The sequence below is a fragment of the Abyssisolibacter sp. ZYX002 genome (genome assembly GCF_056892235.1).
Genome location: NZ_JARMXH010000001.1, coordinates 171,138 through 194,953, shown reverse-complemented (window position 1 = coordinate 194,953; position 23,816 = coordinate 171,138). Strand labels below are relative to the sequence as shown.

Below are 23,816 nucleotides of genomic sequence, written 5' to 3'. Positions count from 1 at the left end.
TAGTAGATAATACTATATTATTTAATCTATATGTGATATGTTACTGTCTTGATTGTCCTAAATGGCGATAAAATACAATAAAAAATCTTGAGCCTGAAATACGACTCAAGATTTTTATTGTATTTATTGTGTTGTTTTATAAAGCTCAATTGTTTCATCTACTACACTCTTTATATTAAAGCTTTCCTCGCACCACTGCCTACCCCATGTACCCAATTCATGTCTTAATGAAGGCTTATTTAGAAGTCTTTTCAACTCTTTTACTATTTTGTCATGACTGAATCCATGAGGTGATGCATGATCTCCAAAGTAATTAGCTATTTGTGCCTGCTTTGTCTGTGGTGATACTAATCCTGTAAAACCCTTGTCACCTAATGCAATTACTGGCTTTGCACATGCCATTGCTTCTATTGCTACTCTTCCTGTACCTACTACTATATCAGCTGCATTGTAATAATCACTTACATTAAGTTTGAATCCTTTCATACTTATTAATTCTCTGCCAACATTGCAATTTTTCCCATTCGCTTCATTAAATATATTCCATTTCTCAAATCCATCACCTATAATTATAGCTTGAAGGTCATGGTACATTTTTCCTACTTCATAACAACTCCTTACAAATACTTTGGCGGCAATTGCTTTATTGTACGATAATCTACCGCAATAAAGTGCAATAGTGCTATTTCTAGATATTCCTAAATTTTCTTTCTTTTCATCACTTATACTGTATGGAGTGTATGATGAAGTATCTATGCCATTTGTTATTACTGCTATTTTCCGATCTATAGCCACCCCAAGTCTGTTAACAAGCATTCTCCTGACAGGATTACTCACTGCTATTATTTTTGAAGAATCTATACATGTTGTCCATAATATTTCATCATCATAGAATAAACCGTGCAATGTGATAACGTGAGGAATCTTATAGTTTTTATAAACTTCTGCTCCTATCTTCATGCTTGAGAATAGGTGACTGTGTACAATATTTATATTTTCGTTTGTGATTATCTTTTTAACCTCTCCTATACATCCAAATAATTTTTTGCCACTAAGCTCTCCTCTTGTTCCAATATTCACTACTTTTATTCCAAATTTGTCAAACATATACCTTAGTGGTCCAGAGGTTGTTCCTACAACTACATGAATATTTCTTCTGGCTAACTCTTTTGCTAAACTTAATACATGCGTTTCTGTTCCTCCTATATCAAGTGAATCTACTAATAATAGTACTCTTAAATTACTACTATCAGTTACTGATGTTAGTTCTATATTACTAAGCCTATTATTATCTCTTAATTTTCTAGCATTTAAAAAATCTTTTATTCCACTATTATTAAGACATTTATTTTGATATTTATTGCTCTCTACATCATTTTTTATATGATATGCATCTTTGTGTCTTCTATAAATGTATAATTTTTTATTTATTTTTTCTATTGAAGCTATTTTTAAGAAGTTTAAGAACAAGTCAACTTGATTGTTAAAACCATCACTATTCGTCACTTTTTTTGCCTTTTCATATAGCTCCCTTCTAAACATCATAGTTGGAAAAAGCACTGGTACAAAATCTGAAATGATTGCTTTTTCTATCTCTAACCATGATTTATATGCATTTTGCAGATTCTGGATTCTTTTAGACGGCTTTAGTAATTTTTCATCTATTGATGAACATATTATCAAGCAGGAGACCATTTGTTTTTGCGTATTTATATTTAAATATTTTACTTGCTCCTCTACTTTATTATCAATTAATATATCATCGGGATCAACTCTAGATATTAAGCTCCCTGTGGATTTATTAAAAGCTTCATCAAATGCTTTATCAAGTCCCAAATCTTCTTGTAGCTCAATTATCTTTATTCTATCGTCGGTGTATCCTTTAATTATATTTTTCGTATTATCTTGTGAATTGGAATCTACTATAATAATCTCTATATTTTGATACGTCTGTTTTAGTACACTATTCAAGCATTCTACTATGTGTTGTTCATTATTATGAACAGGAATTATTATACTCACTAGAGGATTCATTTTACCACTCCTAAGTATCAAAATCTTAGTTTTCCTATTTCAGTATATGTATGTTTTTATAAATGTGTACATACTAAAAAAAATAGGATGTCGATATGACATCCTTAAATTGATGACAAAGTCATCAAGATAGCAGACTGTAGTAGGCGTGTTAAAATTGAGTAAGTAGCACAGCTTACTTAGAGGTAAGTGAGCAACGGAAATTTTGGGGCAACCAAAAATTGGGCTTTTGTCTACAGTCTGTTGTATTATTTTTTTTCAAATACTGCTATAATACTTATATTATCTGATGGTGATATATTAATAGTACTATCATGACTGGCGATATCTCCCTGCCATCCTTTAAATACGTACCCATTATTTGCCTCGACTCTAACTGTATTTGTAATTCCTTTAAAGTATGTTCCTTCAAAATGACAATCAGTAAATTTAGTTTCATAACCATTTATTATTATCTTGCCTGCTTCTTTAATATTTGTAGAATATTTAATATCACATGTTCCATCTAGCCCAAAGTGATTAGAGAAGTGCTTTAGCATAAATTTAGGCCTACTTTTAGCAAACTCTCTTAATATATTTATATTACTTTCCCAACCTTCCATGGACTTTCCACATGTATTCCATCTATTTATATGTTCCTGCATTTCTGGCTCTATATGATGCTTATACTCTTCTATTTTTTCTAGAATATGCTCTGGTTTTAAATTCGTGTTTAACATATCTGTCACTCTACACAAAAACTGATTCCTAAATTCATCGTTTTTCAGAAGTGATCTAAATAGAAATGTTGCCCACTCAGCATTAAGACCTACTTTTTGACCTTCTTTTGTCATGTAGTCAATCATATCATATCTATAGTATTTAAAGCCACCTTCCGTATCATATAACAGCCATCTCCACCTACCATCAAATCCATATGGTGTGTTAGGTTCATAGTCTATCGTGTTCCGCCTCCACATCTTGGAATTATTTCCCGGCCAATCTAGATTTACTAAATATATCTGTAATGTATAATAGTTTATAAAGTTCTCTATATCTATTTTAGTTTTTACGTTTTCATACACTTCATCTTTAGTAATATCATGAGTCCTTATATACTCCAATGTATCTGTATAATGCTTTTTATCTTCTTTTGTACCATGTAATATTCCATATCTGTTCTCAAGTATGACAAAATCCTCTAGCTCCATGTCATAATGTGTCTGTATATATCTTTCGTCTTGTCTTTCTCTAAGATTGTGAATTCCCCAATACTCTCCATTTATAAAGACTACAACTGGTCTATAACTCTGTGTATCAATCCTAAATCCATCCATCAAGCCTTGAGTTAATCCATCTTCAAACATAGTGAGTACAACATCATGACCTGAATTTCTTAGTAAAAACCGCTTAAATTCATCTACTGGTTCGTCACTGTTTTCTTTCTTCAAGCCCGGAAACATTTCGTATTTTATAATATTTTCTTCGTCGTATTCACTTCTAGCATAGAATCTAAGTGACTTCATAGGATACCTTCTACTCCAACCTCCATTTATTCTAGTGCCTAAGTTTATAGAAAAACCTTTAGCACCATTGGGTTCAAACCATTCCATGTGAATTGGTCTTTCCCATACTCTACCTCTACGTGTATAATTTGCAGATGAACCACTTGTTGGAGGTTTACCTGGATTTTTACTTTTCCACCATCCTCTTATCCTACCAAACACATATATTCCTTTATCATAACCAAATAAATTGTCTTTATCTGTTACTAATGATATTACAGGCAATGTATATCTCTCTTTCATATTTGGAGTTACAAAATAAGTATTTGTTACAATATCACTAACTGGTAAACTATCTTTGAATACTCTACATCTTATTGCTGTACCTTTAAAGCTATTGGACAGAGTATTTTTCCATCCTAATGATGTTGTTCTTATCTGTGACAATACATCTGGCTCATTACTTCTATCATATATATCTATAGGTTTTTCATATAAATATGAATTTATTGTAGGCTCTGACCCATCTATGGTGTAGTACACTCTATATCCATCTTGTATTTCAAACTCTAATTTAAATGGTTTTTCATAAAATCCGCTCTTATTGGATATTGTCATGCACTCCCATTTATTGTTTGCTTCATACCAAACTTTTTCTTTTATAGTTTTGTCTTTTTTTTGTATTCCTTTTTTAATGTTAGAAATTGTACTTAACATGTTTTTTCTTTTTAGAATTTTACCACTATCTATATTGAACTCAGCATATATCTTATTATTGGTTGTAATAATATTGTCTATTAGTTTATCATCTAGTTTATTTAAGAATTGCTTGAATATATATGATGAAGATAACTGTGAATATAGCCTTTCTGACTCTTTTATTTTAGAATCTGGCATATCCATACATGCATATGGTTCAATTTTTTCAGTGATTCCATTATATAAAAAATATAGATTATCAAAATCATACTTATTGTTATGTAACTGCCCTATTATTGTATATCTTGCAAGCTTTTCTTCGTCAATTTTATCTAACGCATTAGGAAGTTCGTTTTTTAGCATATATCTTAGATTTCTAATGAATTCTGTTTCACTGTCTAAAGACACAAAATAACCAGTATCATCTCTACGAACCAACTCATAAACTTTTTTTTCTACTAGAAATGTTCCCATACTTACCTCATTAAAACATAAATCTTTGACCTCTATACTAGAAGCCTCTAAGTCAAAATGCTTTGCTATCTGAATCAGCGAATATTTGTTAATATTTTCTGGATTTAATTCATACAGTTTATAAATATCATCATCTATTTTTAATTCAAATGGTGAGTTCTTATTTTCACTACATCTAATTTCTATGTTTATGTATTCATTATCCTTTAGCATCTTAACACTTCTAAAAAACTTATTACTATCTTTGTTATTCAATGCTATGAGGTCATCTGATGATATTTTAAGGTTTATCTCACTGTTTTCACTGTATTGACTTGATGCAAACTGATACTTCCTATATGATTTAAGCTCAATAAGCACGAATATTAAGCATAACAATACTAGCAAATATAACATAGCTTGTTTTTTTAAATTTTTATTACCTAGCATTGTATCACCTCTAACTTACAACTTAACATTTTTTCACCTTCTATCCTGCAATTTCCCCATCATGTGAAACTATATTTATAGAAAGTGAATTGTCTAATTCACTAATTGATTTTGCTAGCTGTTCTCCTTGGTTTTGTTTCAATTTTACTTCATATATTATTTCGTTAAACATCGGGCTAATATTCCTCATCTTTAACCTAAACTTTTTACTATTATTTTTTACTATTTCTTCAATTTTGGTTTCATCTAATTCATTGCCTTTTACTATAAGTAAATATGCTAAATCATCAATTTTACTAAATGAAAGCACAAACAATATGATAGCTATAAGTATTGATCCAACTGCTGCTATCATATAGGAACCTGTTCCAGATGCTAACCCTACAGCTATACCCCAAAATAGGAACCCTATATCCTTTGGATCTTTTACTGCTGCTCTAAATCTTATAATAGATAATGCTCCTACCATACCAAGTGATAAAGCTAAGTTACTACCTATAACCATCATTACCATAGCAGTCACTACTGATACTAATACTAATGTAACATTATAACTCTTAGAGTACATAACTCCATCATACGTCATCTTATATACAAAGTATATAAACATAGCGATAAGTAATGTCACCACCATATTTAATACTACTTCTTTTACAGTAAGACCTTTACTTGTTGAATTAATGAATTCTATTACATTCACGTTGCCTTTTCCCCCTTAAAGAATATTTCTACTCATGCAATATTTGCTTATTGCACTTTTATCACTTTTTATATTTGAAAGCACACTTTTTATGATACTAGGAAGAAATCTATTAAATTTAACTTCCATTACCATTGTTTTATGCTCAAAAATTGGTATTGAGTTTATCTTGTTACTAAATATATCAAAGTCAGATATTGTAGATCTTATATCTTTATCAAATGTTATCCTAACATTTTGAACCTCACTTATATATGCTTCTCTTTTATAATCTACTAAAACTTTTGGCCTATAAAAATCTTTACTCATATAATAATAGACTTTATTTGCAATTTGGTTGTTATATTTTAATAATACTTCTTTATTCCCTTTTGTTAATTCCGTAGCATCTGATTTGCTAATTGTAACACTTTCTTTTAACATGTAAGAATTGTATTTATTTTTTATTTCTAGTTTTACATTTTGACAGTTCACATCATAGATTCTTAGTCTAATTTTCTTTCTATTCTCAGTCCCCATCATTTTATCATAATAATCACTATTGTATAAGCTATCAAAATACAGACTCCTTATCCAATACTCTCCATTTTCATTCGCATTTTTATCAAGGTTTAAAATACTTTTAAAAATCTCAGATAATTTTTTATATTCATTCATTTCTATATAGAATTTAATTTCATTTCTATATGTTTTTGTATGTCTATGCTCATTGATCATTATCATTCACCACTATTCTAACATTATCTATATTACTAAAGCCATCATATTTCCAATTTCCATCTTCTAAGACATACCTACACTTTAAATACTCCTTGTTTGTGCTAAATTCTCTTATTACTATTACTTGTGCATTATGCTCGTCAACTATGTAAATTTCAGATATTAAAAACTTCTCATACACTATATTAGTTTTTCTCTTTCTAGTCATGTACTTGTTTATTTCATTAACTTTGTCATTATCGAACTTGAATTTTTGGCTAGAAAGTGTAGCTAGTATTTCATAATATGTTTGTGTTTGTATCCTAGATTCATAAAGTAAATAGTCTAGCATGTTTATAAGCTTTATACTATTATATATCTCATCTTCTTTATTTTCCTGATAGTTTTTATACAACTCTCTACACTCTTCATGTACCTTACCAGTCTGTTTGTCTAAAAAACTATACTCATATTTACTAACAAAATCATACTCCTTATATAGCAATCTATCATTTATAAACCATATAGCTAATAATACTAATACAAGTATAGTTATATATATCTTCTTATTTTTCATAATTGCACCTCTTAATATTTATCACTTTCAGCTTTCAGCCAGCTAAGCCTTTTATTCATAAGTATATTTATACTTTGTATTTCCCTGCTATAAAGATTTATATTGTTTAATGATTTATATTTTCTGCACCATGCCCAATAATTTCTAGACTGTGCTGGTGCTATTTCTTTTTTATATTGTTTTGTTTTATTTGATATATAATTTTCTGTTATCAGTTTATTAGTTATTTCTTTTATTTTACTCCAAACTTCCTTATTGAACTGAGGGCTATTCATGCATCTATTGTAAAGAGAGTTTGACATCAATGTATCGTAATCTACATAGCTTTGATTAATCATGCCAAAAACACTATTAGAATCGTTAGGTATAAACTTAAAAGTTGTTGCCTTACCTTTTTCTCGATATACATATTGATCTTGTACTGATAGATTATTTACTCCTAATACCTGTAATATAGCGCAGTTTCTAATATAACTTTCTTTATCTATCATACTAAATATATTATTAATAAATTCTTTATCACTTGCAGTAGCTATAAATTTTACTAGGGATTCTATCTGGCTATATCTCTCTCCAAACTCATTGATTTTAGGATGCTTTTGCTCATACCCACTATGATAGCCCAATATCGGGTCATCAGCCTTTTGCTTTGGTTGTCGCTGTTTTGGAAAGTCTTCATATTTGTTTTTATGTAAATCTAGAATAGTGTTTGTTGACTTAAAATCGGCATTTATATCCATTGCTTTGTATAGTAATGCATTGTTAAAATTGTAGTCTCTGTTAAAATCATCTAGGTTTAAAAAATCTTCATCAATTTTTGGTGATAATACATATAACCCTTTGTAATCTCCGTCTATTATTACTTCTATAAATCTAGCTTTTAACTTACTATTACCTACACTATTCATAATATCATACATTAATTTTTTCTTTATAAGTGAACTGTCCTTATCTATCCCATCCAATATAATTTCCCTAAAATCGCCCAGTGTTTCTATTTTATTATCTTTTTTTAGCTTTATTGAATAGTTCTTTTTAAGCTGTTTATTATCATTATATAGTTCTATACCTGCTGATAATCGATGTGCTTCTTTTCTGCTTAAATACATAATATCACATGGCTTTTTTTCTTTTGGGTCAATTTCCTCACCCAAATCTACATGCATAATATCCACATCACCAGTTGTAATGAAAATATCATATTCTCTAGCAACATCTTCTATAAACAACTTTCCTCGGTATATATATTCTTTAAAATCATAGCTTTTGTTATTTTCTAATAATACCCTTTGATTACTAGAATCTTGTATATATAACCTTTTGTTATCTTTTGCTTTATAACTAATTGAATTGATTGTATCTACACCTCTAGGCAAACTTACAAATATTAAACCTTCCTTTTCATTTATCAATGCTTTTTCACCAGATATGTAAAGCTCTGTTAGATACATATTGTCCTCTACTTTTTTTATATCTACCTTTTGATTATACATATCATCTATGTTAATACCCAAGTTTATTGCATTTTGTCTTAATGCTTCTTGGTCATATTTATCTATATCAATAAGATTACTTGCTTTCTCATAAACCATCTGTGAATCTATTATAGGTGACAACGTTTTGCGATCTACATCTAAAGCAAAATACATGTTTGAAGTATTTATACCACCTATTAAATATCCAATAGTAGCAATGTTTTTTGTTGTACTTTCATCTATCAATTGTGTTGTGACAATCTCACTAAACAGTTTTTGGCATTGATTTTCTAAGTCCTTATGTTTGCTAGTTGTTGCTATAAAATCTATATCATATTTACCTTTTTTTCTTGAAATCTTTATTACAGCACCATTTGTTATATTATTTGACTTTAAGAAATCACTACTATATTTATCTGTTAACAAATAATATCCTTTATCTACATTATTGATGCTTACTTTACAAACATTTGCACCTGCATTTAATAGCTTCATATTATCTGCTAAGTACATAATCTTCATGGATTTGTCTATTGCAAGTTTATCATAAGCTAATACTCTAAGTTTATCTTGTTTTATGAATGCATTATCATCCTCTATTGATAATTCAAATGATATCTCTTCACTATCTAGTGGTAAATTTTCATCAAGTTTATCTATTGTAGCTTCATATGATATATCCTCTATATTCATAATTACTTTTCTTTTTTTGTTATTAGATGTTACACTTGTTTTATATGTATTCATTACTTCAATATCTTTCATTGACAACGTTAAATCAATATTTTCAACATTGTATTTACTAAAATCTACATCTTTCTTCTCTATTATGGCAAATAAAAAGCATGTTGCAATAAGTAAAACACACCCAAAGAATGTAGCTATTCTTAAAACTTTTTTCATAAAAAAACCTCCAAAACTTCCGCTAACTTACCACTTAGACATTATATCATAATTTAAACATACATGACATAATAATAATAAATTTTCATAAATATGTTCGTATCAAAAAAACACAAACAGTTAACCTAGAATAATGTAAGGTCATTACTGTTTGTATCTGGCTGAATATCAAATATATTATGATAAGGTTTCAGTAAACCGAGTAATTTAATCATCTCTGTATTTGTACCTAACCATATTGCTTCATCTTCTTCTTTTATTATCACAGGCATTCTATTATGTATTTCTTTAATCTGCTCATTTGGATATGTTGTCAATATCGTAAAGGTTACATGTGGTTTGGCATCTATTAAAGATGTACTAAATATACCTGCTAATGAAAAGATCTTTTCATTTTCTAATCCTATCTTGTATTTAGTAGATGTATTGCCTTGTTTTTTCCATTCGTAAAACGCTGTAACCGGTATTAGACATCTGTTATTTTTAAAAGCATCTTTAAATAAATACTTTGTGTTCACCGTCTCACTTCTAGCATTTATTAACGGTTTATTGTTATGTGGATTAACAAATCCCCATTTCATACTTTTAAGTTTTCTTTGTTCGTCTCCTAATACTACAACAGCATTATCTGTTGGATATGTTTCTTGGTTTAATATTTCTGCTTCTAAATAATCCTGTAGTTTATACCTCTCTATTAGCTCCATCAATGTTTTTCCCATATAGAATCTTCCACACATAGCTTATCCATCCTCATATTGTATTCAAAGGCGTTATCATTATACCGCCTGAATATATTCTTTATTACATACTCGACCATATCACTAATATCTTTAAAACACGGATATATTTTTTCACTGTATTTAATTTATAGATAATTTAAACGTTAATTCAACTATGTTCACTCCATCAATTCACATATATAGTCCTATCATATCACATTCATTTCAAAAATAATATATCTCGTATTTTAATAAATGTATATTCTATATCAATACTTTACTCAAAAAATTTTTGGTTCTAGGATTCTGAGGATTAGTAAAAATCTCATATGGTTCGTTTTCTTCTATTATTTTTCCTTCATCCATAAATATGACTCTTGTCGCAACCTCTTTTGCAAAACCCATCTCGTGTGTTACTACTACCATAGTCATCCCTTCTGATGCTAACTCTTTCATTACATCAAGAACTTCTCCAACCATTTCTGGGTCTAGTGCTGATGTTGGTTCGTCAAACAAAAGTACATCTGGCATCATAGCCATTGCTCTAGCTATAGCTATTCTTTGCTTTTGACCTCCTGATAATTGTTTAGGATAACTGTCTGCTTTCTCTAATAGCCCAACTCTTTTTAGTAGCTTTTTTGCCCTTTCTTTTACTACATCTTCCTTTTCTAGCTTAGCTTTTATAGGTGCTAATGTTATATTATCTAAAACACTCATATGAGGAAATAAATTAAAACTTTGAAATACCATGCCCATTTTTTGCCTAAGCTCGTTAAGATTACTGTCTTCTTTTAAGTTCTCTCCTTCAAATATTACTTCTCCTCCTGTAGGCTTCTCTAGTAGATTAAGACATCTTAAAAATGTACTCTTTCCTGATCCACTCGGCCCTATTATAACTACTACTTCACCTTTTTTTATCTCTTGATTAATTTCCTTTAATACAAGATTATTACCAAATTTTTTACTTAAATTTTTTATCTCTAGCATCTATTCATTCTCCTCTCTAGTACATACATGCCCTTTGATAGAGAAAATGTTATTATAAAGTATATCATTGCTACTACCAATAATGGTTCAAATGGCTTAAATGTATTTCCTCTAATTGTCTCAGCATTGTACATCAAATCATGAATTCCTATCATTGACACTATTGCAGATTCCTTTATCAGTGTTATAAATTCGTTAACTAAAGCTGGTAGTATATTTCTAACTGCTTGAGGTAAAACTACATATCTCATAGTTAAACCATAGTTCATTCCTAGTGAACTAGATGCCTCAATTTGCCCTTTATCTACCGCATTAATGCCTGCTCTTACTATCTCTGCTATGTATGCTCCACTATTTATTGATAGCGCAACTATAGCTGCAATAAGATCACCATAATCTTCTCCTATAACTGGGATGTCGGAAAAATCGATTCCTAATTGTGGCAATCCGTAATATACAATAAACAGCTGTACTAAAATTGGAGTCCCCCTTATAAATTCAATATATACTGTAGCTATTGCTTTAAATATCTTATTCTTTGATATCCTAAGCAGTGCCACAAGCACACCTATAATTATCCCAAATATAATAGTAAATAATGATAATAATATCGTTACTTTGGCTCCATCTATAAAAAATGGATAGTATTGCTTCATAAAACTGAAATCCATACGACTCCCCCTCTTACTGTTTAGCTAAGACATATAACAAGGGAATCTGCTCTATATCAAAGCAGTTCCCTTGTTACATGTCTTAATAATTTCATTTGTTCATTTATATGATTATAAACTGTATAGAGAGTCTATGTCAAGATTTTTTTAAATAAAAATAAATTATTATGTTTATTTATTCATCAATTATTCTATTTCACTTAGGTTTAAATTTATCCATTTGAGTATATATTCATACACTTCATCTTTATTTGTTTCATTTAATAATTCATGTCTCGCATTTTTATAAATCTTCATTTCTATATTATTTATTCCAAATTTTTTATATAATTGATATACTTTATTAACGCCAATAGAATTATTGCCAACTGGATCTTTATCTCCTGATATTAATAATATAGGGATAGTTTTTGGAATATTTATTATATTTTTTTTCTTGTGAATTTCTCTTAACCCGGATAGTAAATCATAAAAAAAGCCTGCTGTAAATACCTCTCCACACAACTCATCTTCTACATATTTATCCACCTCTTTTTCATCTCTGCTAAGCCAATCAAAATCAGTTCTTACTGGACTAAAACTTTTATTATAGCCTTTAAATGATAATAAATTCATCAACTTACTCTTTTCCTTTTTACCTTTGATTAATATTACTAATTTTGATATGAATTTGCCAAGAGACGTCGTAGAAAATGCACCATATCCTGTGCCAGAAAGTACTACTATATCTACTGTTTTTGGATATTTATAAATATATGTTCTAGAGAGAAATGAGCCCATGCTATGTCCAAATAGTATTATTGGTAAGTTACTATAGTGTTTACTTACTTCCTGATTAAGTATAAACATATCTTCAACTACACTATTCCAACCATCGTTATCTGAAAAATGTCCTATCGTTCCATTATCTATTGCTTCTTTTCCATGACCTCTATGATTATTACCATATACTATAAATCCGTTCCTAACTAGATATTTCGCAAAGTCATCATATCTATCTATATGCTCTGCCATACCATGAGCTATTTGCACAACTCCCTTTATTTTTTTACCATTATCGTCACTCCAACATATGCATTCTATGTTATGGTCACCATTTACAAGTTTAAAACGATTTATATTCACTTTATTATATCCTCCCAATTTACAAAAAAGGACTCCAATATCTGAGTCCTTTTTCTATGTATAAACATATTAAATTCTTCTATTTAGTACCCTCTGCTATTGCAACTGAAGCACTTGCTCCTATTCTTGTTGCTCCAGCATCAATCATTTCTACTGCTTTTTCGTATGTTCTAACTCCACCCGAAGCTTTAACTCCTATGTTCTGACCTACTGTTTTTCTCATAAGTTTTATATCTTCTACAGTAGCACCTCCTGTGCTAAAACCTGTGGATGTTTTTACATAATCTGCTCCTGCTTCTTTAGATAGCTCACATGCTTTTATTTTTTCTTCATCTGTCAGTAAGCAAGCTTCTATTATAACTTTAACTATTGCATTTCCTTTTGCATTTACTACCGCCTCTATATCTCTTTTTACTAGGTCATAGTTTTTCTCTTTTAGTGCTCCGATATTAATAACCATATCTAGTTCGTCCGCTCCATTTTTAACTGCATCTTGTGATTCAAATGCTTTAACTTCTGGAGTATTTGCTCCTAAAGGAAATCCTATAACTGTTGTAACTTTAACGTCACTTCCTTCTAGTTCTTGTTTAACTAGCTTTACATGAGTTGGATTAACGCAAACTGATGCAAAGTTAAATTTCTTAGCTTCCTCACATAACGCTTTAACCTCACTAGTTGTAGCATTAGCCTTTAATATAGTATGGTCTATCTTTGAAGCTACATTTTTCATTATATACCCTCCATTATTTAATTAATTCAACCAAATCTCCATTTTTAACACCTGCAGCATTTCCTTCTTCTATATCAACATGCATCTCAAGTGCATATGTTGGATGAACTCTAACTAACACATTGTTAAATACTAATCCTCTAGTTCCTCCTACTTTGATATTTACTCTTTGTTTATCTTCTACACCAAAATCTTTTGCATCATCCGTATGCATGTGTATATGTCTTGCAGCTACTATGATTCCTTTATCTATTGTTACTTCACCTTTTGGTCCTACTATTTTAGCCCCAGGACTTCCTTCTAAATCTCCCGAATCTTTTATATCAGCCTTTACTCCTAATTTGAATCCATCTGATAATGATATCTCTAACTGTGTTTCTTTTCTAACTGGTCCTAATACTCTAACGTTCTTTAATGTCCCTTTTGGTCCTACTACGTCTACTTTTTCTTCACAAGCATATTGTCCTGGTTGTGATAAATCTTTCATTTTTGTAAGCTCATATCCTTTTCCAAAAAGTATTTCTACATGCTCCTTGCTTAAATGGATATGCTTGTTAGATAAAGCTATTGGTAATTGTGTTTTCATGTGATTCCTCCTAATTTTATGCATTTACTATTATCTATATTGTTTGTTATTTTTAAATACAATATATCACTTCTGCAATAAAATTATAAGACTTTTTGAATTAAAAATCAAATATAATTCGGAATTTGAAAAATTTTTATTAAGATAGTTATATTATACCAATTCTTTACCTATGAAATATGCTCTTTTTAATATATCTTCTCTACTCTCAATTTGTTTTTTATCTGTATCTGAAACTAAAATCTCATGCGAATAACTAGTATTTATTGCCTTAAAAAAAAGTTTTGTTACAGATATACATGAATCAAATTGCTCTTTGTAATAAGGAGCTCCTCCAACTGCTATGAATACTCCTAACCTTTTCTTTTTTACATCTATTGAAGGTTTTCTTAGCTTGTATTTACTTGACCAAAACATCTGGCATCTATCTATCATAGCTTTAGCATATGAGCTTACTGTATTAAAATACACAGGTGATCCAAATACTACTATATCTGCTTCATCAAAATCCTTATATATTTCTGTCATATCATCTTTTATTATACATTCTCCTTGATGCTCACAATAACCACATGCAGTACATGCAGATATGTTTAAATCTTTGAGATTTATCTTCTTTACTAGTATATCTTTTTCTAACAATCCATCTACTACACTACTAACTATTTTTTGTGTATTTTCATTTCTTCTTGGACTTGCAACGATAGCTAGTGCTTTTTTCATCCAACCACTCCTGTAATTAGTCAACTTTCATGTACTTGAAAACCTTACTTAAGGTAAATAGTGCTGATGTATATAAAGGTATTATTATTAACGCTGATAATATCCTTCCAGGTAAAAATACCATAAACCCTTTCTTAAATAGGATTGACAACCACAATGTATTTAATCCTAAAGATATGATTATATATGGCAATGTTACAATAAAAGTTATTTTATCTATACTGTAAATACCTACTGAAGTATTTTTCTTTTTAATTATTATTGGTAATATTACAAAAGAAAGTACTATAAATGCTCCTAAAACAATATAAACTAATGGCATTTTATCTTCATATAGATATATTTGCCCAGAAACAATGCTTAAAACTCCCTTTTTAACCATAATATATATTACTCCACCGAATATAGCTAGCATTGAACAAATATTAATAAATGTAAAATCAAATTCTATTTTTCTTTTTTTAATAATTCCATACATTAAAGCTGGTAACATACCTCTTAGAGCAGCGCTAATTGTAAAACCAATAAAATAAGTACCTTGTGGGAAAATAAAACATCCTATTAGATCTGCAACAATACCCACCAATGCTCCAGTTGATGGTCCATATAGTATACCTGCCATTATTATCGGAATACTACCTATCCCAAATCTTATTGCAGGTAGTCCTGCTAATGGTATCATTATTGAAACAAACCTAGTTAATACTATACTAATACATACTAATAAACTTGCCATTACTAATACTTTTGTTGTCATAGTTTTTTTTACGCTTACTTCCATTAAAAAAACTCCCTTCTTAAAATTTTGACAACACCAGCTGTTATATTTTAAGAAAAGAAGCCTTCTCTCTTAAACAGCGGCAGCGACAAGAAACCGCAGGATTAAATCCTTTCGTTTAAGGGCAACCTCCCATCCCTTAACACTTAACGCTTCTTATCTACTCTGTTATCTCCAAACAATATTGTATATTACTTAGTGCTTTATGTAAATAGCTACTTTTAAAATTAATTCTTTATATTAGTTAAAAAGCCATATATAGGTTTTTTAACGAATTCTTAATATTTATTTAATTTGATTTTTCTATACACTACAGCTATTAAAGATAATACCCCTAACGAATATAAAATCAGCGCAGCTATCTTATAATACGTTTGGTATGGCGTGATTCTACCCATTAAGCTTATAATCAATCCTGTAAATATATAAGTTGATATCTTTCTGCTAGAAGATACCTCAGTTATCCTCTTTTTATTAGTCTCTCTTTTTGTATCTTCTAATTGCTCTAAGATATTTCTTTGGATGATACTATCACTTGGATAACTATTAGCTTTTTTATACAAATCTAGTATTTTACTTTTGTCAATTAGCTCAATATCTACTATATCCTTTATCTGTCTACATACAGTAAACACTTCTTTGAAAAAATAGGATGTCGTCAATACTATACCATTTTTTACATCATGTCTTTTCAAAGAAACAAAGAAACTATTGAGATCTTTTAGTGATACCTTATAATCCTCATCTAACTGAAATATCCTTATACCCGTTCTCTTTCCATCTTTTATGCCAATCATGTCTATACCATTTTCGTATAGTATTTCTAGATTTTCTATACCTGTTTTTTCAAGTACTTCTTTCATGTATCCACTCAATTCGTAAGGTGATTTCTTAGAAATCTCTTTAATTAATATGTCTAGCGAAATCTTTTCATTTATTATTTTTACCTCTTTATTTCTTTGATGTTTTTTTAATTTGTGTAATAATGAAAAAACCAATGCTATAAAGAATAAGGATATAATTAAGCTAGCTACTATACTTTTTGTAGCTTTAGCACTATATAAAAATGTAATAAAAAATAGTACAGATAGCACTAATATATAGTCAAGAATTTCTGAGACAATAGATGTATCCTTATTATAACTTCTATAATATCTTTTTAACTTAACGCCTTTGACATGTTCCCTAACTTTCTTTTCTAACACTCTTTCCACTTTATAAATCACACCTTATTAATTATTTATCAAGATTATTGACATTAGTGTGATTTTTATACCCATTTACGTTTACCTATATCTATTATCTTTATAAAATATGAAAAGACTAAAGCAGCTAATAATTCAATTACAAACGCTAAAGTTATTCTTATAGTAATACCTTCAAAAAATTCAATAGGATACATATTTATCAAGATATCTGTATTGATATCTAAAAGCCACAATTCATTTGTAAATAACGCCATATGAAAATAATCAAACCATAACCCAAAGTCTCTAGCAACTAAAATACCCAAAATAACCAATAGTAAACTAACAAAGATTATTGATATAATAGTCAATTTGAATAGTTTATTTTTATCTAGTATTAAAATATATACCCCGCTTATAAGAAGTACTATACCTAATACTAATCTTATTTTATAGCCAACTTCTATCAGTCTTTTAACATCTTTTAAATGAACTTGCTCTTTTTCGTTAAAATATGTAACATTTTCTCCTTTTACTGTAGCTTTAAAATCTATATCATCTGATTTATTTAACAAATAGCTTAACATTTTCTCTGTTGCTAAAATCAAATCACTTTCTTTCATTTTCACAACTTTTGGAATGTCGAACTCTTTGTATTTAGCTTGGTAATAATCTAAATCAAATGCTATCAAATTAATAGCATTTAGTAATAAAAATAGTGGAAGTGTAATAATAAAAATTATTTTTGCTAATCTAAACATGCTAATCTCCTCTTAAACAGTCATATATCTTAGCTTACTTTAAAACACTGGTAAAATCAATACTATTTACTAAAATAAAAAGACTCCACACTTTACACTTTATGTGAGTCTTTTAATTATTAATTTACGCCATAGCTCTTTCTAGCTTATCCAAATGCTTTAATGGAAACATTTTTAAAAGCTCTTTAAATTCTTGTACTGACAAACCACTTGTAGTTGTATATATTCTTATTTTTTCGTCAAGGTCAGCATTTTGAAATTTATTTTTTATTTCCTGGAAATTAGGTTTTTTATCCATACTTCTATTTATCTCCTTATTTTATTTGTTTTGTTGTTAATAGTATAAAAAATATAATCAAAAATTATACAAGATTATTTAATCAAATGTACACATTACTTTTTTGACTCTGATACGTCTTATTTAAGTAACAATATAGTTTATCAAACATAATATATATTAGATAATTTCTTAAAAATTAACTAAGATATCTAATTTTGGCAATGATTTTTATAATTATATATGCTGTCTTTTTTCAGTTTTTAATTAAGTTAGATATCGTTTAACTAACATGTTATTACATGTATATTTCACTTTAAGGAGGTTTATTATGCGTAAAAAAAACGTTAGTCCTTTAACAGAAGTGATAGAAGATCCATCTCCTGACAACAATGCATCTTATGATAATTGCTATGGTGGATACTGGATATTATTTTTCTTAATAATTATTGTTTTAATATTCTTCTTCTGGGGAGGATGGGGAGGTTGCGGCGGCTGTTACTAAGCCCCTAATCCTGAATATATCCTAAAACGAAAAGAGGGTGTCTTATTCGACACCCTCTTGAGCTGCTTGAAGATTTAAGTGTAAAGCTAATATTTACAAAATATACAAAGTTAATGAGAGCAATTTTCATGGTCGTGATCATGGTCATCATGATCGTGGCTACACACTTCTCCTGTTGATACTATATTTCCCTTTATATATTCTTTAATTATCTCATCTGCTATTCCAGCTGCCCCTGTCAATACTTCTATACCATTTTCAGCAAATAGTTCCTGAGCTCTTGATCCCATTCCTCCAGCTACTACTACATTTACTTTTGCTTCTCCTAAAAGCCTTGGTAAAAGTCCTGGTTTATGTCCAGGATTTTGTAAATATTCCGTACTTACTACCTCTTTGTTCTCGATAATGTAAATGTTAAAGCCCTCACAGTATCCAAAATGTGATGATAATTGTTTACCTTCTACTGGTATTGCAATTTTCATATTGTTACCTCCTCTTATATTTTTAATTTTTTCCATATTTTAAATATCTCTATAGCAGCTATACTTTTTTCATAAGCTACTATAGGCTTTCCTTCTTTAACAGCTAGGCTAGCGTATTTATCAAATGGTATCTTGCCTAATATCTCATATTTATTATAGTTACAGTACTCTTCTATTTTTTCGGTCATATCAGTATTAAGATCGAACTTATTTATAACCACTAAGCCCTTTATATTGAAGAAGTCAACTAACTCCATAACTCTCTTTAAATCCTCTAATCCAGATTGCGTAGGCTCTGTCACTACTACCGCTAAATCACAGCCTGTTAAAGATGCTATAACTACACATCCTATTCCTGGTGATCCATCTATTAATATATCATTATTATTTTTATGTGTTACTTTTTGTAGCTCTTTTCTTACTTCAGAGACAACCTTTCCTGCTCCATCTGCTCCTATTTCTAATCTTGCGTGGACAAATCTTCCTTTACTAGTTTCATCTAAGTATATCATTCCTGTTTCATCGTCTATCAATTCTATAGCAGACTCAGGACATATATATTCACATACCCCGCAACCTTCACAGCTAAGAGAATTTATATCTAAATCTTCACTTATAGCTGAAAATCTACACATTTCTTTGCATTTGCCACATGATATGCATTTTTCTTTGTCCATTTTGGCTATTTTTCCACCAATGTATTTTTTCTTAAATACATTATTGCCTTTGAGTAATATATCCAGGTTAGGAGTCTCTACATCACAATCAGCTATACCTATATCTTTTGACAAGTAAACAAGTGATGATGTTACTGTGGTTTTACCACTTCCTCCTTTACCACTTATGACAACTATTTGTTTCATATCATTAACTCCTTCTTGATTTCATAAATAATATCACTCATACGTTCTTTAAAACATTTATCTGTATTAACAAGTAATTCCCCTCTTGAATATTTGATAGCCATATCTTTAGAAAAAGGTATCTTACCTAATAGACTTATATCTTCTTCTTTACAGTAATCCTCTATTATATAATCATCTTCATTTGACTTGTTAATGACTACAGCGTATGATCTGCCTAACATTTTTAGTAAATCCACAGTTATTTTTAAGTCATTTAAGCCAAACCTTGTCGGCTCTGTTACTAATATACAATAATCTGCATCTTGCACAGTACTTATAACGCTACATGAACTACCAGGCGAACAATCTATTACATTTATACAATCTTTCTTTATTTTACTCTTTAAAGCTTTTATTACGGGTACCCCCATAGGTTCTCCTATATTTAACATTCCTCTATAAACTGGAAAATCTTCTACTATACCTTGCTCTAATACTCCTATTGTTCTCTTTTCTTCACTAATAGCTCCTACTGGGCATACTAGCTTACATAGACCACAGCTATGACAAATTTTTTCAAATACCAACACTTTATCATTTGCTAAAGCAAGTGCATTAAAATTACATTTTTTAACACACTCACCACAAAAGCCGCACAACAAACTACTTACTTTTGGAACTAGTACATCTACATCCTCTTTTTTTTCAATTTTAGGTTTAAAAAATATAAAACCATTTGGTTCTTCAACATCGAAATCAAAGTACTGTACATTATAACCTAGTTTGCTCAGTCTATATGATAAATTAGTAGAAACTGTAGTTTTTCCAGTTCCTCCTTTACCACTTAGTATAGCAATATTCATATTTATCTACCCCTTATGACAAAGGACTCAATTGTTCATTAATAAACATATCTATGTTTTCTTTTACAGTCTCTGCCTCTTTTTTATATACTTTCATATCAATTTCCTCTATTATTTTCTTTGCATTAGGCCCTAGTCTACCTGTTACTAATGCATCAATATTTAGCTGTTGTATTTGCTGAGCTGCAGCTATACCAGCTCCATGCTCTGATTTTGGTCCTTCATTTACATGACATTCTAGTTCTTTAGTCTCCGTATCATAAACTACAAAATATGGACATCTTCCAAAATGACCATCCACCTCTGCTTCTAGATTTTGTCCTTGACTAGTAAAACAAATCTTCATACTATTTATCCTCCTTTATACTATTTATAACAATCTTTCCTAATTTATTGAACTCTTCGTTGTCTGTCTTTAAATCCTCTATACAACCATTATCACAGAGTTTCGCAAACTCTGGGTTTATAGGTAGCTTAGCTATGAGATCTATACCCATCTCTTTTGATATATTTTCTGCTTTACTTTCTCCATAGAGATTTATTTTTTTACCACAATCAGGACATAATAAATAACTCATATTTTCTACCATACCCACTATAGATATGTTCATTTTTTTACCCATATGAATTGATTTTTCTACTATTAGATTTACTAAATCCTGTGGTGAAGTAACTATTACCATTGATGTCAAAGGTATACTTTGCATAACTGTTAGTGTAACATCTGCTGTTCCCGGTGGTAAATCTATAACTAAATAATCCAAATCTCCCCAAGCTGTATCATTGTAAAATTGCTTAACTGCATTCGAAATCAAAGGTCCTCTCCATATAACTGGCTTATTATTTTCTTCTAATAATAAATTAAGAGACATAACCTTTATACCTGTTTTGGTTATGACTGGCTGGATTTTACCATCAACTACGTCAGCTCTTTCATTGTTAAGTCCAAAAATCTTAGGAATACTTGGTCCTGTTATATCTGCATCAAGTATACCTACTTTTTTACCTTCTCTTTTCAAGTTTACTGCTAACAAACTACTTACAAATGATTTACCAACACCGCCTTTACCACTCATAACTGCTATTATATTTTTAATCATGTGTATCCTCCTTCTATGCATTTATGGCATATGCTATTTTTATTATACGCCTTTTTAATACTTTTGCCAAGCTTTTGTTTGTATAAATATATATGTTTATGTTCAAAAGGGGGTTTCTCATACTTTGAGATTCCCCCTCAGGTTTAATGCGTTATTTCTTCAATAACTGTATTTATGTCAGCATTTTCCGGAATATTGAATTTTCCATACATTAATTTCCTAACCAATTTTTTATTAACAATAGTCTTTTTGAATTCTTCTTTGTCACTTATTAATCCTTTCTGATATAAGTTTTCTACTATAGTATCGCTGGATTCGCCCTTTTTTATTATAAACTTTATGTAATTTATCTTTTCTTCATCTTCATTTTTTGCAATATCTTCGTCTTTGCTATCTTTTTCAATCTCTTGCTGATCTTTGTTGTCTTCATTTTTAATTATTTGTTTATCTTGTGTTTTGTCTTTTAGAGATTTCGTTTCTTCACTATCTGTAGTTTCTCTAAGTTTTTCTATTAATAGTTCATTTGCTTTATTTAGAATATCTTCCTCTGTATATCCTACCACTTCGACTTCTTTTTGACTAAATTCATAGATAGTGCTTACCACAATAACACCCAAACTAAGACCTAACAAGAAAAATGAAAGATAGTTCCATTTTTCCTTCCTCAAATCAATCTCTCCTCTAAATTCTTTACTATTATAATATTTTGATATATATATATTTTACCATGCTAAATTTGTTTTACAATAGTTATTTTAGCTCATAATATAAAAAAAGGAGGTCAGATTTTCTAGAACACTCCTCATCAAATATATTAAAATAGTACAACTACTTGATTCAATATTACCATAATAAAATGTGCTGATATTCCTGCTATTAAGCCGCCTACAAAATGGCTTGATATTGCTTTTGATATCAATCCTCTATATCCTAATGTATCTAACATTGAAACATGTGTACTTAAAAATCCACTCCAACACATCCCCATTGCTGTAAACACTGCTATATCATTTCCACTTATAAAACCATTTTTCAAGAACGATGGTATTAAACTTAGTGCTGCTCCTACTGCTCCTAATGATGTTATCGGGAAAGCTATCGCCTCTGGACTAGTGAAACCAAATAAAGGTTTAATTATTGGCGATAAGTATTCTCCTAGCTTAGGTAACAATCTAACACCTTCAGATGCAAGACCTTGGTACCCTACCGATGGATCTGCTGGTCCAAACGTTAGCATCATTATTACTGTACATATAACAAGTACACCTGGTATAATACTAAGTCCTATATCTACCCCTAGCTTTCCACCCTCTAGGAAAGCACTTAAGAATCTTTCAAAAAATGTACCATCATTTTCTTCCAACATAGTATCCATTCCCTTAATTTGTTTCTTAGGAGTTTCTACCTTGTATCCATTTCTCAATGCCTTCTTAGTTTTACGTGACATCAATCTAACACTTACTATACTTCCTATAAATGCCCCTACGTTACCAACCATAGCTTCTTTAAAAAAACCTTTTCCTATCATAAACGTAGTAACTATTAATCCCATACCAAATGCTGTTCCTATATTGCATAAGCATGGTACTTCTTCTTCATTAAAATAGCTCAAATATTTTTTATCCTTCGCAAGTGATATTATTGCAGGATTGTCTGATAAATATGTAGTTATAATACCCATAAATGCTACTCCTGGTAAATTGAATATAGGTCTCATTATACGAGAAAACAACTTGTTTAATATCCTTACAATTCCAAACTCTGTAGCTAATTTACCAAATGCTCCAGCTAGAACAGCTATCCCCATTATATATAATACCGTCTTTACTAATAAATCATATGCCGTCTCCATAATCGTTGAAAACATATTTGCAACACCCATAGTCATACCAACATAACCAAAGAAAAAAATCATAATACTTAAGAATAATAGCGTGTCCAGAATAGATTTATATTTTTTATTTTTTCTAATTACTTTTTCCATGAAAACCTCCTTTGCTGTT

The 23,816-nt window shown here is 29.7% G+C and carries 25 protein-coding genes and 1 riboswitch; of the genes, 1 reads left to right on the top strand and 24 read right to left on the bottom strand.

All coding sequences use genetic code 11. The annotated features are described in order from the left end of the window. Positions 1-123 precede the first annotated feature (123 nt). The 17 genes from P3X86_RS00880 to P3X86_RS00800 all read right to left on the bottom strand — a co-directional run bounded on the left by P3X86_RS00880 (position 124) and on the right by P3X86_RS00800 (position 18,039). Complete coding sequence (locus P3X86_RS00880) at positions 124-2,034, bottom strand: glycosyltransferase (RefSeq protein WP_483290734.1); 1,911 nt, start codon at positions 2,032-2,034, stop codon at positions 124-126. A 248-nt stretch (positions 2,035-2,282) separates the two neighbouring features. Beyond that, positions 2,283-5,120 (bottom strand): CotH kinase family protein, encoded by a 2,838-nt coding sequence (locus tag P3X86_RS00875; RefSeq protein ID WP_483290733.1) that lies wholly within the window; start codon positions 5,118-5,120, stop codon positions 2,283-2,285. 40 nt (positions 5,121-5,160) lie between these two features. Further along, complete coding sequence (locus P3X86_RS00870; protein WP_483290732.1) at positions 5,161-5,820, bottom strand: DUF4956 domain-containing protein; 660 nt, start codon at positions 5,818-5,820, stop codon at positions 5,161-5,163. A 15-nt stretch (positions 5,821-5,835) separates the two neighbouring features. Beyond that, positions 5,836-6,537 carry a polyphosphate polymerase domain-containing protein gene (locus tag P3X86_RS00865; RefSeq protein ID WP_483290731.1) on the bottom strand — a complete coding sequence of 234 codons (702 nt, stop codon included), beginning with the start codon at positions 6,535-6,537 and terminating at the stop codon, positions 5,836-5,838. Further along, positions 6,527-7,096 carry a hypothetical protein gene (locus tag P3X86_RS00860; RefSeq protein ID WP_483290730.1) on the bottom strand — a complete coding sequence of 190 codons (570 nt, stop codon included), beginning with the start codon at positions 7,094-7,096 and terminating at the stop codon, positions 6,527-6,529. The genes P3X86_RS00865 and P3X86_RS00860 overlap by 11 nt, the downstream gene beginning before the upstream one ends. A gap of 11 nt (positions 7,097-7,107) precedes the next feature. Beyond that, positions 7,108-9,474: a CotH kinase family protein gene (locus P3X86_RS00855; protein ID WP_483290729.1), complete on the bottom strand. Its 2,367-nt coding sequence runs from the start codon at positions 9,472-9,474 to the stop codon at positions 7,108-7,110. Between the two features lie 125 nt (positions 9,475-9,599). Next, positions 9,600-10,211, bottom strand: a complete 612-nt coding sequence (locus P3X86_RS00850) for an SOS response-associated peptidase (RefSeq protein WP_483290728.1) — start codon at positions 10,209-10,211, stop codon at positions 9,600-9,602. A 246-nt stretch (positions 10,212-10,457) separates the two neighbouring features. Then, on the bottom strand, positions 10,458-11,180 hold the full coding sequence (locus tag P3X86_RS00845; protein ID WP_483290727.1) for an amino acid ABC transporter ATP-binding protein: 723 nt from the start codon (positions 11,178-11,180) through the stop codon (positions 10,458-10,460). After that, positions 11,174-11,851 carry an amino acid ABC transporter permease gene (locus P3X86_RS00840; RefSeq protein ID WP_483290726.1) on the bottom strand — a complete coding sequence of 226 codons (678 nt, stop codon included), beginning with the start codon at positions 11,849-11,851 and terminating at the stop codon, positions 11,174-11,176. Before P3X86_RS00840 ends, P3X86_RS00845 begins: the two co-directional genes overlap by 7 nt. A 186-nt stretch (positions 11,852-12,037) precedes the next feature. Next, positions 12,038-12,976 carry a lysophospholipase gene (locus tag P3X86_RS00835; RefSeq protein ID WP_483290725.1) on the bottom strand — a complete coding sequence of 313 codons (939 nt, stop codon included), beginning with the start codon at positions 12,974-12,976 and terminating at the stop codon, positions 12,038-12,040. Between the two features lie 79 nt (positions 12,977-13,055). After that, entirely contained in the window at positions 13,056-13,706 is a 651-nt protein-coding gene (gene deoC / locus P3X86_RS00830) for a deoxyribose-phosphate aldolase (protein ID WP_483290724.1), read from the bottom strand. Between the two features lie 13 nt (positions 13,707-13,719). Then, positions 13,720-14,292 carry a phosphate propanoyltransferase gene (gene pduL, locus P3X86_RS00825; protein ID WP_483290723.1) on the bottom strand — a complete coding sequence of 191 codons (573 nt, stop codon included), beginning with the start codon at positions 14,290-14,292 and terminating at the stop codon, positions 13,720-13,722. Positions 14,293-14,445: 153 nt separating this feature from the next. Beyond that, entirely contained in the window at positions 14,446-15,015 is a 570-nt protein-coding gene (locus P3X86_RS00820; protein ID WP_483290722.1) for a flavodoxin family protein, read from the bottom strand. 16 nt (positions 15,016-15,031) lie between these two features. Continuing rightward, on the bottom strand, positions 15,032-15,796 hold the full coding sequence (locus tag P3X86_RS00815) for a folate family ECF transporter S component (protein ID WP_483290721.1): 765 nt from the start codon (positions 15,794-15,796) through the stop codon (positions 15,032-15,034). Positions 15,797-15,868: 72 nt separating this feature from the next. After that, a riboswitch (THF riboswitch) is annotated at positions 15,869-15,963 on the bottom strand. 108 nt (positions 15,964-16,071) lie between these two features. Then, positions 16,072-17,007: a restriction endonuclease gene (locus P3X86_RS00810; RefSeq protein WP_483290720.1), complete on the bottom strand. Its 936-nt coding sequence runs from the start codon at positions 17,005-17,007 to the stop codon at positions 16,072-16,074. 56 nt (positions 17,008-17,063) lie between these two features. Continuing rightward, entirely contained in the window at positions 17,064-17,741 is a 678-nt protein-coding gene (locus P3X86_RS00805; protein ID WP_483290719.1) for a TIGR01906 family membrane protein, read from the bottom strand. A 124-nt stretch (positions 17,742-17,865) separates the two neighbouring features. Beyond that, complete coding sequence (locus P3X86_RS00800) at positions 17,866-18,039, bottom strand: hypothetical protein (protein ID WP_483290718.1); 174 nt, start codon at positions 18,037-18,039, stop codon at positions 17,866-17,868. Positions 18,040-18,349: 310 nt separating this feature from the next. On the opposite strand from P3X86_RS00800, the gene P3X86_RS00795 reads away from it, so the two are divergent. Continuing rightward, on the top strand, positions 18,350-18,523 hold the full coding sequence (locus P3X86_RS00795; protein WP_483290717.1) for a hypothetical protein: 174 nt from the start codon (positions 18,350-18,352) through the stop codon (positions 18,521-18,523). Positions 18,524-18,633: 110 nt separating this feature from the next. Here the strand turns inward: P3X86_RS00795 and P3X86_RS00790 are convergent, their stop codons facing one another. The 7 genes from P3X86_RS00790 to P3X86_RS00760 form a co-directional block, all read right to left on the bottom strand. Continuing rightward, positions 18,634-19,005, bottom strand: coding sequence for a NifB/NifX family molybdenum-iron cluster-binding protein (locus P3X86_RS00790; RefSeq protein WP_483290716.1), 372 nt, complete (start codon positions 19,003-19,005; stop codon positions 18,634-18,636). A 14-nt stretch (positions 19,006-19,019) separates the two neighbouring features. After that, a complete protein-coding gene (locus P3X86_RS00785; RefSeq protein WP_483290715.1) occupies positions 19,020-19,868 on the bottom strand; it encodes an ATP-binding protein in 849 nt (282 codons plus the stop codon). Beyond that, the gene (locus P3X86_RS00780) at positions 19,865-20,713 is read right to left on the bottom strand and encodes a nucleotide-binding protein (RefSeq protein ID WP_483290714.1); all 849 of its coding nucleotides are present in this window, start codon (positions 20,711-20,713) and stop codon (positions 19,865-19,867) included. Before P3X86_RS00780 ends, P3X86_RS00785 begins: the two co-directional genes overlap by 4 nt. 13 nt (positions 20,714-20,726) lie before the next feature. Then, on the bottom strand, positions 20,727-21,059 hold the full coding sequence (locus P3X86_RS00775) for a NifB/NifX family molybdenum-iron cluster-binding protein (protein ID WP_483290713.1): 333 nt from the start codon (positions 21,057-21,059) through the stop codon (positions 20,727-20,729). 1 nt (position 21,060) lies between these two features. Then, complete coding sequence (locus P3X86_RS00770; protein ID WP_483290712.1) at positions 21,061-21,813, bottom strand: Mrp/NBP35 family ATP-binding protein; 753 nt, start codon at positions 21,811-21,813, stop codon at positions 21,061-21,063. A 143-nt stretch (positions 21,814-21,956) separates the two neighbouring features. Beyond that, positions 21,957-22,481 carry a hypothetical protein gene (locus tag P3X86_RS00765; protein WP_483290711.1) on the bottom strand — a complete coding sequence of 175 codons (525 nt, stop codon included), beginning with the start codon at positions 22,479-22,481 and terminating at the stop codon, positions 21,957-21,959. 146 nt (positions 22,482-22,627) lie between these two features. Continuing rightward, positions 22,628-23,797 (bottom strand): CD0519/CD1768 family membrane protein, encoded by a 1,170-nt coding sequence (locus P3X86_RS00760; protein WP_483290710.1) that lies wholly within the window; start codon positions 23,795-23,797, stop codon positions 22,628-22,630. Positions 23,798-23,816: the final 19 nt, after the last annotated feature.

Bases quoted from the DNA above. Each gene is read 5' to 3' on its own strand.
- P3X86_RS00880 (WP_483290734.1), bottom strand. From the start codon at position 2,034: ATGAATCCTCTAGTGAGTATAATAATTCCTGTTCATAATAATGAACAA.
- P3X86_RS00875 (WP_483290733.1), bottom strand. From the start codon at position 5,120: ATGCTAGGTAATAAAAATTTAAAAAAACAAGCTATGTTATATTTGCTA.
- P3X86_RS00865 (WP_483290731.1), bottom strand. From the start codon at position 6,537: ATGATCAATGAGCATAGACATACAAAAACATATAGAAATGAAATTAAA.
- P3X86_RS00860 (WP_483290730.1), bottom strand. From the start codon at position 7,096: ATGAAAAATAAGAAGATATATATAACTATACTTGTATTAGTATTATTA.
- P3X86_RS00855 (WP_483290729.1), bottom strand. From the start codon at position 9,474: ATGAAAAAAGTTTTAAGAATAGCTACATTCTTTGGGTGTGTTTTACTT.
- P3X86_RS00850 (WP_483290728.1), bottom strand. From the start codon at position 10,211: ATGTGTGGAAGATTCTATATGGGAAAAACATTGATGGAGCTAATAGAG.
- P3X86_RS00845 (WP_483290727.1), bottom strand. From the start codon at position 11,180: ATGCTAGAGATAAAAAATTTAAGTAAAAAATTTGGTAATAATCTTGTA.
- P3X86_RS00840 (WP_483290726.1), bottom strand. From the start codon at position 11,851: ATGGATTTCAGTTTTATGAAGCAATACTATCCATTTTTTATAGATGGA.
- deoC (WP_483290724.1), bottom strand. From the start codon at position 13,706: ATGAAAAATGTAGCTTCAAAGATAGACCATACTATATTAAAGGCTAAT.
- pduL (WP_483290723.1), bottom strand. From the start codon at position 14,292: ATGAAAACACAATTACCAATAGCTTTATCTAACAAGCATATCCATTTA.
- P3X86_RS00820 (WP_483290722.1), bottom strand. From the start codon at position 15,015: ATGAAAAAAGCACTAGCTATCGTTGCAAGTCCAAGAAGAAATGAAAAT.
- P3X86_RS00815 (WP_483290721.1), bottom strand. From the start codon at position 15,796: ATGGAAGTAAGCGTAAAAAAAACTATGACAACAAAAGTATTAGTAATG.
- P3X86_RS00805 (WP_483290719.1), bottom strand. From the start codon at position 17,741: ATGTTTAGATTAGCAAAAATAATTTTTATTATTACACTTCCACTATTT.
- P3X86_RS00800 (WP_483290718.1), bottom strand. From the start codon at position 18,039: ATGGATAAAAAACCTAATTTCCAGGAAATAAAAAATAAATTTCAAAAT.
- P3X86_RS00795 (WP_483290717.1), top strand. From the start codon at position 18,350: ATGCGTAAAAAAAACGTTAGTCCTTTAACAGAAGTGATAGAAGATCCA.
- P3X86_RS00790 (WP_483290716.1), bottom strand. From the start codon at position 19,005: ATGAAAATTGCAATACCAGTAGAAGGTAAACAATTATCATCACATTTT.
- P3X86_RS00785 (WP_483290715.1), bottom strand. From the start codon at position 19,868: ATGAAACAAATAGTTGTCATAAGTGGTAAAGGAGGAAGTGGTAAAACC.
- P3X86_RS00780 (WP_483290714.1), bottom strand. From the start codon at position 20,713: ATGAATATTGCTATACTAAGTGGTAAAGGAGGAACTGGAAAAACTACA.
- P3X86_RS00775 (WP_483290713.1), bottom strand. From the start codon at position 21,059: ATGAAGATTTGTTTTACTAGTCAAGGACAAAATCTAGAAGCAGAGGTG.
- P3X86_RS00770 (WP_483290712.1), bottom strand. From the start codon at position 21,813: ATGATTAAAAATATAATAGCAGTTATGAGTGGTAAAGGCGGTGTTGGT.
- P3X86_RS00760 (WP_483290710.1), bottom strand. From the start codon at position 23,797: ATGGAAAAAGTAATTAGAAAAAATAAAAAATATAAATCTATTCTGGAC.